At 65.9% G+C, this 13475-nt stretch carries 16 protein-coding genes; 8 read left to right on the forward strand and 8 right to left on the reverse strand.

What is annotated here, in order from left to right; all coding sequences use genetic code 11:
• Nucleotides 1-47 precede the first annotated feature (47 nt).
• Both CH289_RS09505 and CH289_RS09510 read right to left on the reverse strand, forming a co-directional pair.
• A complete protein-coding gene (locus CH289_RS09505) occupies nucleotides 48-461 on the reverse strand; it encodes a VOC family protein (protein ID WP_019667013.1) in 414 nt (137 codons plus the stop codon).
• 155 nt (nucleotides 462-616) lie between these two features.
• Nucleotides 617-2305: a cutinase family protein gene (locus tag CH289_RS09510; protein WP_020112298.1), complete on the reverse strand. Its 1689-nt coding sequence runs from the start codon at nucleotides 2303-2305 to the stop codon at nucleotides 617-619.
• A gap of 168 nt (nucleotides 2306-2473) precedes the next feature.
• Between CH289_RS09510 and CH289_RS28280 the strand changes: the two genes are divergently transcribed.
• Genes CH289_RS28280 through CH289_RS09530 form a run of 5 tightly spaced genes read left to right on the forward strand, consistent with a single transcriptional unit; the run spans nucleotide 2474 to nucleotide 7234 of the window.
• Nucleotides 2474-2614, forward strand: coding sequence for a hypothetical protein (locus CH289_RS28280; protein ID WP_167336905.1), 141 nt, complete (start codon nucleotides 2474-2476; stop codon nucleotides 2612-2614).
• Nucleotides 2607-4787: a heavy metal translocating P-type ATPase gene (locus tag CH289_RS09515; protein WP_094727825.1), complete on the forward strand. Its 2181-nt coding sequence runs from the start codon at nucleotides 2607-2609 to the stop codon at nucleotides 4785-4787. The genes CH289_RS28280 and CH289_RS09515 overlap by 8 nt, the downstream gene beginning before the upstream one ends.
• Nucleotides 4788-4801: 14 nt before the next feature.
• Nucleotides 4802-5035: an RNA-binding S4 domain-containing protein gene (locus CH289_RS09520; RefSeq protein WP_019667017.1), complete on the forward strand. Its 234-nt coding sequence runs from the start codon at nucleotides 4802-4804 to the stop codon at nucleotides 5033-5035.
• The gene (locus tag CH289_RS09525; RefSeq protein ID WP_019667018.1) at nucleotides 5032-5760 is read left to right on the forward strand and encodes a class I SAM-dependent methyltransferase; all 729 of its coding nucleotides are present in this window, start codon (nucleotides 5032-5034) and stop codon (nucleotides 5758-5760) included. Before CH289_RS09520 ends, CH289_RS09525 begins: the two co-directional genes overlap by 4 nt.
• Nucleotides 5753-7234 carry a hydroxysqualene dehydroxylase gene (locus tag CH289_RS09530; protein WP_094727826.1) on the forward strand — a complete coding sequence of 494 codons (1482 nt, stop codon included), beginning with the start codon at nucleotides 5753-5755 and terminating at the stop codon, nucleotides 7232-7234. Before CH289_RS09525 ends, CH289_RS09530 begins: the two co-directional genes overlap by 8 nt.
• 7 nt (nucleotides 7235-7241) lie before the next feature.
• On the opposite strand, the gene CH289_RS09535 is transcribed toward CH289_RS09530, so the two are convergent.
• Complete coding sequence (locus tag CH289_RS09535; protein ID WP_179276784.1) at nucleotides 7242-7754, reverse strand: DUF1990 family protein; 513 nt, start codon at nucleotides 7752-7754, stop codon at nucleotides 7242-7244.
• The gene (locus CH289_RS09540) at nucleotides 7711-8715 is read right to left on the reverse strand and encodes a DUF5914 domain-containing protein (RefSeq protein WP_019667021.1); all 1005 of its coding nucleotides are present in this window, start codon (nucleotides 8713-8715) and stop codon (nucleotides 7711-7713) included. The genes CH289_RS09535 and CH289_RS09540 overlap by 44 nt, the downstream gene beginning before the upstream one ends.
• Nucleotides 8716-8833: 118 nt before the next feature.
• Between CH289_RS09540 and CH289_RS09545 the strand changes: the two genes are divergently transcribed.
• A complete protein-coding gene (locus tag CH289_RS09545) occupies nucleotides 8834-9442 on the forward strand; it encodes a DJ-1/PfpI family protein (RefSeq protein ID WP_019667022.1) in 609 nt (202 codons plus the stop codon).
• On the forward strand, nucleotides 9439-9903 hold the full coding sequence (locus CH289_RS09550) for a MarR family winged helix-turn-helix transcriptional regulator (RefSeq protein ID WP_033189393.1): 465 nt from the start codon (nucleotides 9439-9441) through the stop codon (nucleotides 9901-9903). Before CH289_RS09545 ends, CH289_RS09550 begins: the two co-directional genes overlap by 4 nt.
• On the opposite strand, the gene CH289_RS09555 is transcribed toward CH289_RS09550, so the two are convergent.
• Genes CH289_RS09555 through CH289_RS09565 form a run of 3 tightly spaced genes read right to left on the reverse strand, consistent with a single transcriptional unit; the run spans nucleotide 9879 to nucleotide 11349 of the window.
• The gene (locus CH289_RS09555) at nucleotides 9879-10361 is read right to left on the reverse strand and encodes an SRPBCC domain-containing protein (RefSeq protein ID WP_306427519.1); all 483 of its coding nucleotides are present in this window, start codon (nucleotides 10359-10361) and stop codon (nucleotides 9879-9881) included. The genes CH289_RS09550 and CH289_RS09555 overlap by 25 nt on opposite strands.
• 11 nt (nucleotides 10362-10372) lie before the next feature.
• Nucleotides 10373-10684 (reverse strand): AzlD domain-containing protein, encoded by a 312-nt coding sequence (locus CH289_RS09560; protein WP_019667025.1) that lies wholly within the window; start codon nucleotides 10682-10684, stop codon nucleotides 10373-10375.
• Nucleotides 10681-11349, reverse strand: a complete 669-nt coding sequence (locus tag CH289_RS09565) for an AzlC family ABC transporter permease (RefSeq protein ID WP_020112304.1) — start codon at nucleotides 11347-11349, stop codon at nucleotides 10681-10683. Before CH289_RS09565 ends, CH289_RS09560 begins: the two co-directional genes overlap by 4 nt.
• Before the next feature lie 69 nt (nucleotides 11350-11418).
• On the opposite strand from CH289_RS09565, the gene CH289_RS09570 reads away from it, so the two are divergent.
• A complete protein-coding gene (locus tag CH289_RS09570) occupies nucleotides 11419-11967 on the forward strand; it encodes a helix-turn-helix domain-containing protein (protein WP_094727827.1) in 549 nt (182 codons plus the stop codon).
• A gap of 54 nt (nucleotides 11968-12021) precedes the next feature.
• Here the strand turns inward: CH289_RS09570 and CH289_RS09575 are convergent, their stop codons facing one another.
• Entirely contained in the window at nucleotides 12022-13392 is a 1371-nt protein-coding gene (locus CH289_RS09575) for an MFS transporter (RefSeq protein WP_019667028.1), read from the reverse strand.
• Nucleotides 13393-13475 lie beyond the last annotated feature (83 nt).

The raw sequence follows: 13475 nt of genomic DNA on the forward strand, positions 1-13475 counted from the left end.
TTTCTCGGGGGGACTGGCATCCAATCATGCGAATTCAAGCATGTTCGTCAGCTGCGGGCCTGTTGGATACGCAGCAGATTCCCTGCAGGGTCGCGGACGGCGCAATCGCGAAGACCGTACGGCTGATCGATGGGCTCCTGCACGATGTCGGCGCCCCCGGCCTGCAACGCGTCGAACGTGGCATCCAGGTCGGGCGTCGCCAACTGCAGGCCCGCGTACGTGCCCTTCGCCATCATCTCCAGGATGGTTTTCTTCTCGTCGTCGGTGATACCGGGATCGACCGCAGGTGGCGTCAGGACGATCGCCGTGTCCGGCTGTCCGACAGGCCCGACGGTGAGCCAGCGCATGCCGTCGTACCCGACATCCAGGCGCACCTCGAAACCGAGGAGATCGCGATAGAACCCCAGCGCCGCATCGGCATCGTCATGGGGAAGGAACGAGGAATGAATGGTGATGTTCATGTGGAAAGACGCTAGTAGGCCTCGGCGTCGGACACTTCTCGATTCCTGATCGGTCCGGACCTTTCCGGACAGTTCCCTTGGAAGACCGAAAGCGCCGTTCGGTCAGTCAGACTGACCGAACGGCGCTTTCGCTCCGAATGGGAAAGGGAGTACGACTACCCAGCCGGTACGACGGTGGTCGTGGGGACGGCTGTGGTGGTCGGGGCTGCTGAGGTGGCAGCGGGTGGGGTGGTGACGACCGAGCCGTCGACGACTGCGCCTGCGGCGTCGGGAGCGGGTACGAGAGGTACTGCGGTCAGGTTCGGATCGACGGGAGCGGCCGGGTCGACGATCGGGGCGGGAACGCCAACCTCCGGGACCACAGGTGCGACGTAGGGGGCGACGACGGGAGCAGCTGTGGAGGTGCTCGTCGGCGCGGTCGTGGTGGGGGTCGCGGTGGCGGACAGAACGGTCAGGCGGGCCTGCTCCTGAACTTCCTTGGACTTGATGGGCTTGCCGGCCTGGGCGTCCTTGGCGAGCTGGGTCAGCCATGCGGCTGCGTATTCGGCCGAGGTCAGCGGCTTGCCGTTGGCGTTGTCGGCGTCACGCCAGTAGTCGAAGTGGTGTCCCGAGCCCGGTCCGAGGGTCTGACCGTACGGATCGTTCATCGCCACGGGGATGGTGTCGGTGTTGGATCCGATGAAGCCGATGATTTCCTTGGCGATCTTCGACGGCAGGTAGGCGAGGTTGACTGCGCTCTCGGCGGGCAGCGGTTCGCCGTTCTCGTCCGTTTCGGGCTTCGCGGCGACCTTGGTGGTCGGGTCGGCCGGCTTGTAGCCGGGCTCGGAGACCTTGATGAGCACGTCGAGGAATGTCTCGTCGCCGGCGAGCCAGTTGTCCTGGCTGGTGATGTCGGCGAAGGCGGCGACGGCGATCTTGCCGAGGACCATGGCGAGGTCGGCGCCGGTGGCGGGGGTCAGGGTGTTGTCGCGCTGGATGGCATCGACGTCGAGTTGGCGTCCGACGTTGGCGGCCAGGTGCAGCAGCGAGGTGTTCTTGGGCATCGCGCACGTCAGGTCGCCCTGCGAGCAGAACGAGGCGACGCGGCCCTCGAGTACACCGAAGCTGCCCTGCGTGGACGGTAGAGCGCCGGCGCCGGCGGGGCCGGAGCCGTTCTGGTACTTGGTGTCGAAGCCGTCGGGGTTGGTGCCCGACGCGGAACCGGGGAATGCGGTCTCGCCGTCCTTGCGGCCTGCATCGGCGAGAATGACGACACCGACCACGTTGCCCGGGTCGACAATGCCGAACTTGCCGTTGGTGTCGGCCTGCTGGTTGCCGATCTCCATCGCTGCGCGACGCGTGACGTCGGCGCCTTCGCTGTAGCCGACGATGGCGAAGCGGGTCTTGGGGCACGACGCGGCGATGGCGTTCATGACCGTCTTGGTGTTCGCGACGCCGGTCTCGACCGAGGATTCGTAGGTGGCCATGTTGGCCGGGTACTCGATGTAGACGGCTGCGTAGGAGCCGTCCTTCACCTGGCCGTTGGGAGCGCCGACCATCTGGTCGATCCAGTCGCTCTCGAAGTCACCGGCGAGCGCTGCGGGCAGTCGCGTTCCGGTGGGGGTTTCGAGCATCTTGGTCTTGCCGGCCTCGGGCGAGTCGCCTCGGCCACCGACGGCGATGCTGACCATGTCGTAGCAGGTGGCGGTCGATGCGAGCTCGACCTCGGCGTCCGACGACGTCAGCTTGTCGGTGGTGAGGACGGCGGCACCGACGGCCAGGGCGCCCAGAGATACGAACGCAACGGCGCTGGTGACGAGCCGTCGACGATTCGCAGGTCTGCGATTCGAAACGCGTAGAGACATGGCTTCCCAATCAGTTGTTCCCCGAACCGATTACACCGCCGCTGCACTACGCGGTGGCTACACGGAAGTCGCCGCGGAGGTACCCCGCGTTACACCGTGACCGGATCGAGACCTCCTCATACCCTAGGGGGGTATGGTAGAACGGGTGAGACGAAAGAGGTGCTTCGCGTGAACACGACGATCAAACTGGCAGGCTTCGTACTCGGAATCACATTGGTGTTCTTTGCCGCATTCCTGATCGGCGGAGCGGTCGGCCCTGTCGGTGAGGCACCTACGAGTCACGAACACGCGCAGGTGGACCATGAGTGAGACGGAGTTGATTCTGGGCGGCATGACGTGCGCGTCGTGTGCCAACAGAATCGAGCGAAAACTCAACAAGCTCGACGGCGTGACCGCGACGGTGAACTACGCGACCGAGAAAGCGCGTGTTCGGTCCGACGGCGTGCCCGTCGAGGATCTGATCGGCGCTGTCGAGGCCGCGGGGTACACCGCGACACTCCCCGCTGCCGACCCGGACTCCACGCCCGAGACGGATCCGCTGAAGCAGCGTCTGATCGTCTCGGCGGTTCTGTCGGTGCCGGTGATCGCGATGGCGATGATTCCGGCTCTGCAGTTCACCAACTGGCAATGGTTGTCGCTGACGCTGGCGGCACCGGTCGTCGTGTGGGGTGCCTATCCCTTCCACAAGTCCGCGTGGACGAACCTGCGGCACGGCACATCGACCATGGACACCCTCGTGTCCATGGGAACGCTGGCTGCGCTGGGATGGTCGCTGTACGCACTGTTCTTCGGCGCCGCGGGCGTTCCCGGCATGAAGCACCCGTTCGAGCTCACCATCGACCGGATGGACGGCTCGGCCAACATCTATCTCGAGGTCGCAGCAGGCGTCACCACGTTCATTCTGGCTGGCCGGTACTTCGAGTCTCGGTCCAAGCGCCGGTCAGGTGCAGCGTTGCGCGCCCTGCTCGATCTCGGTGCCAAGGACGTGACGGTGCTGCGCGACGGCGTCGAGAAGCAGTTTCCCATCGACGATCTCGCGGTGGGCGACACGTTCGTGGTCCGGCCGGGCGAGAAGATCGCGACGGACGGAACCGTCGAATCCGGATCCTCCGCCGTCGACGCATCGATGGTGACCGGTGAGTCGGTTCCGGTGGAGGTGTCGCCGGGCGACACGGTCGTCGGTGCGACGGTGAACGTCGGCGGCCGGTTGGTCGTGACGGCCACCCGCGTCGGCTCGGACACCCAGCTGGCCCAGATGGCCAAGCTCGTCGAAGACGCGCAGACCGGGAAAGCGCAGGCGCAGAAGCTCGCCGACCGGATCTCGGGAATCTTCGTTCCGATCGTCATCGCGATCGCCGCCGGCACACTCGGATTCTGGCTCGGCACCGGCGGATCCGTCGCCGCGGCCTTCACGGCTACCGTCGCCGTTCTGATCATCGCGTGCCCGTGCGCGCTCGGCCTCGCGACGCCGACGGCACTGATGGTCGGGACCGGCCGCGCCGCACAGCTGGGCATCTTGATCAAGGGACCGGAAATCCTGGAGTCCACCAAACGCATCGACACCGTCGTACTCGACAAGACCGGCACCGTCACCACCGGCCAGATGTCCTTGCTCTCGGTGACTCCCGAGAACGACGAGCTGCTTCTCGTGGCCGGGGCTCTGGAGGCAGGCTCGGAGCATCCCATCGGCAAAGCCATCGCCGACGCCGCCCGCCGCAGCGGCTCGGTGCCGGACGTCGAGAACTTTGCGGCCGTGCCCGGCCTCGGCGTGACGGGAATCGTCGACGGTCGGGCCGTGGTTCTGGGGCGTGCCTCGTTGCTGGCGGAGTGGTCCATGACCCTTCCCGCGGACCTTGCCGCGGCCTTCGCCGACGCCGAACGCGACGGCCGCACCGCTGTCGCGGTCGGGTGGGACGGACAGGCGTGCGGAGTGCTCGTCGTCGCCGACTCGGTGAAGCCCACGTCGAAGCAGGCGGTCGCGGAACTGCGTGAACTCGGACTGACCCCGGTGATGCTGACCGGTGACAACGAGGCGGCCGCGAGGAAGATCGCGGCCGACGTCGGGATCGAGGAAGTCTTCGCCGGAGTGCTCCCGCAGGGAAAGGTCGACGTCGTCGCGCAGCTGCAGTCCGAGGGCCGGGTCGTGGCGATGGTCGGTGACGGCATCAACGACGCCGCCGCGTTGGCCACCGCCGACCTGGGGCTGTCCTTGGGTACCGGCACCGACGTCGCCATCGAGGCAAGCGACCTGACGCTGGTGCGCGGGGACCTCCGAGCCGTCGGCGACGCCATCAGGTTGTCGCGAAAGACTCTCGCGACGATCAAGGGCAACCTGTTCTGGGCGTTCGCCTATAACGTCGCGGCCATTCCGCTGGCGGCTGCGGGCCTGCTCAACCCCATGCTTGCGGGTGCGGCAATGGCCTTCTCTTCGGTGTTCGTGGTGACCAACAGTCTGCGATTGCGGCGCTTCGCTCCCGCATGAGTCAAGATGGGGGCATGGCTGATGCAGTGGACGTACCGATCAGAGACGAGTCGATTCGGCTCGGGCAATTCCTGAAGCTCGCGAACCTGATCGAATCCGGCGCCGAAGCGAAGAGCTTCATCGCCGACGGGGTGGTCAGCGTCAACGGTGAGGTGGATCTTCGTCGCGGCCGGCAGCTGCATCAGGGCGACATCGTCTCGATCGAGGGAGGCCCGTCTGCTCGGGTCGTCAACGGTGGTGGCTGGTGAGCGTAGGCCGACGGGGTCTGCCCCGTGACCAGGTACCCAGCGCGTTCGATCAGGACGCGAAATCGTACGACCGGCTCGTCGGAGCCAACCCCGGTTACCACGCGCATCTCGCGAAGTCGGCCGAGCGGCTGCGGCTTCCCGGGCTCGGCGCCGGTCTGCGTCTGCTCGACATAGGCTGCGGCACCGGTGCTTCCACAGCTGCGCTGCTGAAGGCCGCGCCTCATGCGGAGATCATCGCGGCCGATGCGTCGTCGGAGATGCTCGAGGTGGCTCGGAGCAAGCAGTGGCCATCGAACGTCACATTCGTTCACTCGCGGGTCGAGGACCTTGCTTCCCACGGCGTCGAAGGGCCCTTCGACGGGATTCTGGCGGCGTATCTGGTTCGGAACGTGGGTGATCCGGACGCCGTTCTCGGGTCGTTGCTGTCCCTGCTGAAGCCAGGATCGTCCATTGCGTTCCACGAGTACTCGGTCAAGGAGTCGCTGCGCGCGAAGATCGTCTGGACGCTGGTCTGCTGGGCCATCATCATCCCGCTCGGGTACGCCGCGACCCGCGACTTCACGCTCTACCGCCACCTGTGGCGCAGTGTCACCAGTTTCGACGGTGTCTCGGAATTCGCTCGACGCATGCAGCACGCAGGGTTCACCTCGCTCGACACCGAAACGATGACGGGGTGGCAGAACGGCATCGTGCACACCTTCCTGGGGGCGCGGCCACGTGATTGACAAGAAGAGCGTTCTGCATCCAGCGGCGCCGGGGTACGCGTCGGCGTCGTCGTTGGCGTCGGTTCCGCGCGTCGCGGTGGTCGGCGGCGGTATCGCCGGACTGTCGACGGCAGCTGCTCTGGCGGAACGTGGTGTGTCCGTCGAGGTCTTCGAGAAGGAGAACTTCCTCGGCGGCCGCGTCGGCGGATGGTCCACCACGTTGGACGACGGGTCGACGGCCACCATGAGCAGAGGCTTCCACGCGTTCTTCCGGCAGTACTACAACCTCCGCAATGTGTTGAAGCGCACCGATCCGGGTCTGCAGCGCCTGCACGCTGTCGAGGACTACCCGCTGATCGACGCGGACGGCCGAATCGACGGATTCAAAGGCCTGCCGTCGACGCCGGGGTTGAACGCCGTCGCCTTCGTCGGGAAGAGTCCGACGTTCCGGTGGCGGGACCTCAAGGCGCTGAACGGTATTGCCGCGCTGCCGCTCATGACCGTGAGCGTTCCCGAGACGTACGAGCAGCTCGACGAGGTCCCGGCAGCAGAATTTCTGCGACGCATCAACTTCCCCGAGGCTGCACGGCACCTGGCCTTCGGAGTGTTCTCGCGGAGCTTCTTCGCCGATCCCGAGGAGATGTCGGCCGCCGAGCTGGCGATGATGTTCCACCTGTACTTCCTCGGCTCGTCCGAGGGGCTCGTGTTCGACGTGCCTACCGGCCCGTACCCGCAGACTCTGTGGGAACCGTTGGGCGAGTACCTGCGTGGGCTCGGAGTCGGTTTCCGGATGGGCACGTCGGTGTCGTCGATCGAACGCGGATTCTCCGTCGACGGCGAGAAGTTCGACGGTGTCGTCCTGGCTGCCGACATCAAGGGGCTGCAGAGTCTCGTCGGCTCACTCGGCACCGACGAATGGCGCGAGGATGTCGCAGCGTTGCAGAACACTCCGCCCTTCCTCGTACACCGAGTCTGGCTCGACAAGCCGGTCGACGCAGACCGTCCACCGTTCATCGGCACCGGTGGAATGCCGCCCATCGACAACATCAGCGTCCTCGAACGATTCGAGGACGAAGCAGCGGAGTGGGCCTCCCGCACCGGCGGATCCGTCGTCGAGTTGCACGCCTACGCAGCAACCGAATCCGAGGACGTCACGCGCGAACAGTTGATGGCGCGGATGCACGAGATCTATCCGGAAACCCGGGATGCCACCGTGATCGCGGCTCGGTCGGAATGGCGCAACGACTGTCCGTTGTTCGGCCTGGGTGATTTCGCCCGGAGGCCGACGGTACGTACGCCCGAACCTGGACTCGTGCTGGCCGGCGACGGAATCCGCATCGACCTGCCGGTCGCCCTCATGGAACGCGCCGCAACCACCGGTCTGCACGCCGCCAACACCCTGCTGCAGAGCTGGGGCCTCGCCGGGCACGACATCTGGACCGTCCCGACCCGCGGGCGGTACCGAGTCTTCGACAAAATCGCGCGCGTCGTCTGAGCGACGCTCAACGGCGAAGCGCCGCGACGTAGCGATCGGTGATCCGCTGCTGCGCCCAACGACCCACCGGACCGGCCAGCTGCGCGTACCAGGTCCCGGGCCGGGAGAAGGCTGTGATCACGACGTAGACATCGCCGGCGTCGAACTCGACCAGGAAAGACTCTTCGCCGCATTCAGGGTGGCCGCCCAAGGTTCCGTAGGCGAAGCCGATGCGGTCGGGCTCGTCCACAACGTAGACGACCTCACACCTGAACCCCGTGACCATCGACACCGTCGACCCGACTTCCACCCGACCACGAGACGGCCGCACCCGAGGCAACGACTGCCGGTGCATCTCCCAGGTCATCAGCGTGTCAGCTGCAGCGTCGAAGGCGGTGCGTCCCGAGCCGATCAGTTCACGTCGACGGACGTGGTGATAGCCGTCGGGCAAGATCCCGGAACGCGTGGCGCCGACCTCGTCGTAGTTCAGTCTTCCGTCAGAGCCCCTTCGACCGGAGCATGTAGCGACGCTCCGCGTAATCGAGGTCGTCTTTCCACAGCCTGGCGGCTGTCCAGCCCATCGGCGGACGCAACAACGGCGCCACGCGTCGGGCAATCCGGAAGCCCTTGCGGTCGGAACTGGCGACGGTGGCTTCGATGACGGCGGTGCGGGGCTTGCCGTCGGGGCCGGGGCCAATCGGGGTCGCGTGGGTTTCGACGACGCTGCCCGCGCCCTCGCCGTCGACGATGCGCATGACGATGGTGCGTGGGCCCGGGCAGACGAATTCGGCTGTCACCGGGACGCCGACGCCGCGGCTGACGCGGAAGGTGACGTCGACGAGGAAGCGGTCGTCCTCGTCGGGGACGTCGATGTCGGTGGGGGCGTCGAGTACGCGGAGCCGGGCGAACGAGTACGGGTGGAACCACGCACCGTGCCACGGGTCGAGTCGGTTGGCGACGACGTCGTCGGGCTCGCAGATGCCGGTCAGGGTGATCACGGCGTCGACGCTCGTGGCGGCGGGCGGCCGGACGGGTACGAGGGGCGCATCCGTGGGTTCTTCACCGCCGAGGTCGTCGAGGCGAACCCAGACGAGGATGCCGTCGTCGAAGGCAGGGAAGGGGCGCCAGCCGGGGCGTCCCTTCGGTCCGAGTGGCATGCCGTGCCAGAGGCAGATGAGGGTGTCGCACTCGATCTTCGCCTTGTCGAGCGGCGCACCGAGGTGCGGGCAGGATCCGGGTGCGATGTGGATGCCGCGGTTCTCGTCGCGCCAGGCCACCAGCTCCATTCCGCCGACTGTCCTGCCGAAAGGTTCCTTGGTCCCGACATCGCGGCTCGCGGCGAAGACGAACCAGTTACCCGACGGCCGGGTCTTGGCTCGCTTCAACGCCGATTCGATGACTTGGGGATTGGCACCCTTCCACGTGGGCTCTTGTTTTGCCCATGATTCGGAGGGAAGCGGCTGCAGCGGGAGGCTCTTGGGCCAGCGAGCGCGGACGACCATGACTCCAGTATGCCCGTGTGTAGTTGCGTGTACCTGGAGACGGCGTCCCGCGTCCGCCGTTGACAGTGTCCTGTCATGGCCGTAGGTTGACAGGACACTGTCAATCACGGAGGTAGTTATGCCGAAGAACATCGTTCTCTACGCGACCGACACGATGGCGGACTGGGAGTATTCGTATCTCGTCGCCGGCATTGCCATGGCCAACGAGCAGGGCGACGAGCGCTACCGCCTGCGGGTCCTGTCCGACGGTGGCGGACAGGTCACCAGCCTCGGCGGAATCAGGATCCTGCCCGACGGCGACCTCGCGGATCTCGACACGGCGGATGTCGCGGCGTTGATTCTTCCCGGCGGTGCCACGTGGGGTGAAGGACACGACAAGGTTCTGGGCCTGGCCGTGGACTTGCTGGACCGCGGCGTCACCGTCGGCGGCATCTGCGGTGCGACGCTGGGGCTCGCACGGTTCGGCGTGTTGAACTCCCGGCCGCACACGAGCAATGCTCCGGAATTCCTCACGGCAGCACAGCAGTACACCGGCACCGATCGGTACCGCGACGAGCGCACCGTCGCCGACGGCACTCTGATCACTGCTCCGGGAACGGCGCCGCTCGAGTTCGCCAAGGCTGTGTTCGAAGCGTTGGAACTGTTCCCGCAGAGCATCATCGACGCCTGGTACGGGCTCTACACGACCGGCGAGAAGAGGTACTACGAGCAGTTGGCCGGGGCATGACCAGAACTCCCGCCGGTGATGCGTTGACGTCCATCGTGCTTCCCGCCTTCGAGCTGAACGGTGAATTCCTCGCTGCTGCACAGGACATCGCAGCACCCGCAGGTCTGACGCCTGCCTGGTGGCAGGTACTGGGCGCGACCCTCGACGAACCTCTCGCCGTAGCCGAGATCGCCCGTCGCGTCGGCCTGGGGTTGGCACGCCAGAGTGTGCAACGCACCGCGGACATCCTCGTCGACAAGGGATGGGCGGAATACGTCGACAATCCCCGGCATCGACGGGCGAAGCTGCTGCAGCCGACCGAGCGCGGGCGCGAGACGGTGGCCACGTTGCGAGACGATCAGCATGCCTGGGCGGACGCCGTCGGCGAGGAGGTCGGCGCCGACGAGATCGCACGCGTCGCCGACGGCATCGCCAGGATCATCGCTGCCTCGCGGCGCTACCGGGGAGTGAGCGACTCGTAGTACCCCTTCTGGGCGGGGTAGTACTCCTCGAATGTCGGTAGCTCGGCGCCTGTCCGTGATGCGATCAGCAGGTCGAGGTAGTACTCCCAGCCGGGCCCGATCTCACCGACTCCGTCGGTGCTCTCGCGATGGTGAATCAGGGTGACGGTGGTGATCGGACCATCCCCGGTCAGCACGAGTTCGAGCGTCCATCCGTCGGTGGTGGAGACCGCAAGTCGCCGCGGTGGCTCGCAGGCGTCGATGTTCATCTCCATCCACGGCTCGCCGTCTTCGAACACCATCTGGACGCGGATTCGATTGTCCGCGAGCCGCTCCCACGGTCCGAACCACAGGGCCGTCCGATCGGAAACGGTGGCGCTGCTCCACACGTCGTCGCGGCTGGACGTGATCTCGCGGATGATCTCCACGTCGACGCCCGATGCGGTGGCGCGGAGGAGGCCGGTGGGGGTGGGATTCATGGCGCCCATTATCACGCAACTCCGAACCATCGGAGCGTTGCTGTCGTCGCGGCAGCAGCCACGACGATCGTCACGAACGATGCTGTGCGCCAAGCAAGGACCGCGGCGACAAGCACTCCGGCCGGGCAGGCGAACCCGGCGAACCCGTAGTCCACGATCAGTGCGGACGTCGCGATCAACGCCACGAAGATGACGGCCACCGCGATGGACACCAGTCGCTCGACGCGGGGCGAGATCGTCGTTCGGCTGCGGAGGTACGGTCCGACGAGCCGAAACGCCAGGGTTCCCGCCGCGAGCCCGACCATGGGAAGCACGTAATTCATGCCGTTGCCTTCGTTGCGACGAACGCGGGCACCACCGCTGCCAGCGCGAGCAACACCGGCAGGCCCGGCGGCAGAATCAACGCCGCGGCTACGGCGATCACCGCGCCGAGCAGAGCGGTGTTCCTCGTGAGTGGATCGCGGAGTGCTGGAGCAACGAGTGCGATGAGCACCGCCGGAAACGCTGCGTCCAGTCCGAGAGCAGCGGTGTCGGTGATCCTGCCACCGAGAAATGCCCCACCCAGCACCCCGATGTTCCACGCGACGAACAGGCCGACGCCACACAACCAGAACGTGGATCGTCGACGCTGGGGGTCGGGCTCGGCGGCCGCGAACGCCACGCTTTCGTCGGTCACGAGGTGCGCCCCCAGGATCTTGCGAGGCCAGGACACTCCACCCAACGAATCTCCGACGGAGTACCCGAGCGGAATCAGCCGTGCGTTCACCAGTAGTGCGCCGGCCATCGCGGCGAGCGGATTTCCCCCTGCTGCGAGCACTCCGACGACGATGAACTGGGCCGCACCGGCGAAGACCAGTACCGACATCGCCAGGGGAACCCACATCGGAAGGCCTGCGCCGACGGCGATGGCCCCGAACGACGCACCGACGAGGCCGTCGGCGAGGCAGACGAGACCGATGTCGCGGCGGGTTCGCCAGATCGAACGCATGGACAGAATAATGAACCCCGTGTGCTGTGTTCGTCAAGATGGACGCTTGTACCGATAGAGTGAACAACTATGTCCGCCCCGATCGCCGCCATCGCCGCGTCACTGCACCGCGAACGAACGAGGATGGGACTGTCGCTGGCCGAGCTCGCCCGACGCGCAGGAGTAGCCAAGTCGACCTTGTCCCAGCTCGAATCGGGAACAGGCAACCCCAGCGTGGAAACGCTGTGGGCGCTGAGCGTGGCAATGAACGTCCCGTTCGCTCGGCTGGTCGAGCCGGTGAAGCCACGCGTGCAGCTGATCCGAGCAGGTGACGGGCCGAAGTTCTCCTCCGACACAGCCGACTACGTAGCGACGCTGCTCGCCTCCTGCCCACCGAACGCACGCCGCGACATCTATTTCGTCAGCGCACAGATCGGCGAGCCTCGAAGGTCCGACCCACATTCACCCGGCGTCGTCGAGCACGTGATCCTGTCCGCCGGCCGAGCACTCGTGGGGCCCACCGACGAGCCCGTCGAGCTCCACCCGGGCGACTACATCAGCTACCCCGGCGACGCGCCCCACATCTTCGAAGCCATGAACGCCGACACCACAGCAGTTCTGGTGTCCGAGCACGTGTGAACAAAGAGCCGGCCGTCACAGCGTCTGCGACGGCCGGCTCATGGGGGCGCGGGATCAGACGACGGCCGTCTCCGATTCGTCGTGCTTCTGCATCGTGCTGTCCACCAGACGCCTACGTACGACGAACAGCAGGGCGACGGACATCGCCATGAAGCCGCCGACGACCCACAGTCCCGCCTTCGAACTTCCGGTCGTGTCGAGGAGCCAACCGGTCATGTACGGGGCGGCCAGCCCTGCGGAAGCGCCGATGGTGTTCACCAGAGCGATGCCCGCGGCAGCTCCGGCGCCGGTCAGGAAGGTGGTCGGCAGGTACCAGAAGATCGGGAGGGCAGAGAAGATACCGACAGCGGTGATCGTGATGACGACCATCGTCAGGAACGGCGAATTCATGTACATGGCTACCGGAACGCTGACTGTCGCAAGCGCGGTCGGTGCGATGAGGTGCCACATACGTTCGCGCAGACGGTCGGAGCGACGAGTCCACAGAATCATCGATACCGAGGCAATCAGGAACGGCACGGCGACGATCAAGCCGTTCTCGGCGATGGAGAACGTCGTGTCGAACTGCTGCGCGAATCCAGCCACGATCGTGGGCAGGAAGAAGCTGATGGCGAACAGACCGTAGCCGATGCCGAAGTACGTCAGTCCGAGAAGCCAGACTGTCGAGTTGCGCAGAGATTCGCGTACCGAGACGTGGCCGGTGGTTGCGGTCTGCGACTGTTCCGTCTCGATACGGCGGTCCAGCCAGTTGCGCTCGTCCGCGGTCAACCATTTGGCGTCCCGCGGGCGATCGGTGAGGTAGAACCACGCGGCGATGCCGAGCAGCACCGTCGGGATTCCCTCGACGAGGAACATCACCCGCCAACCCTCCAGTCCGAACAGACCGTGCCAGTACTGGATGATCGCGCCGGAAATCGGAGCGCCCAGCGCGCTCGACAGCGGCAGGGCGACCATGAACACACCGACCAGTCGAACTCGAACTGCACGCGGGAACCAGAACGTCAGGTAGAGCATGATGCCGGGGAAGAAGCCGGCCTCGGCGATACCGAGGGCGACGCGAGCGATGTTGAGCCAGGTCGCATTGGGAACGAACGCCATGAGGGCCGCGATCAGACCCCACGAGACGAGGATGCGAGCGATCCAACGCCTGGCGCCGAACTTGTGCAGTGCCAAGTTGCTCGGAACCTCGAGGAGTATGTAGCCGACGAAGAATAGACCGCTGGCCAAGCCGTACATCGTCTCGGTAAGGCCGAGGTCCTCGCTCATCGTCAGCTTCGCGAACGAGATGTTCGTACGGTCGATGTAGTTGAGGAAGTACGCGAGTCCGAGGAACGGGATCAGCCGCAGCGCAACCTTGCGCATGACGCGGTTGGCCATCTGATTCTCCGGCACCGACTCGTCGGGTAGGTGGGTGCGTGACGCCATTGCATCGCTCCAGTCTCGTTCTACGAAGCCCGTCGAATTGTGGCGGGCTCACACACCTTGCTCCCATAGTGACCTGTGTCACG

It is taken from the genome of Rhodococcus sp. RS1C4, from assembly GCF_002258225.1.
Classification (GTDB): Bacteria; Actinomycetota; Actinomycetes; order Mycobacteriales; family Mycobacteriaceae; genus Rhodococcoides; species Rhodococcoides fascians_E.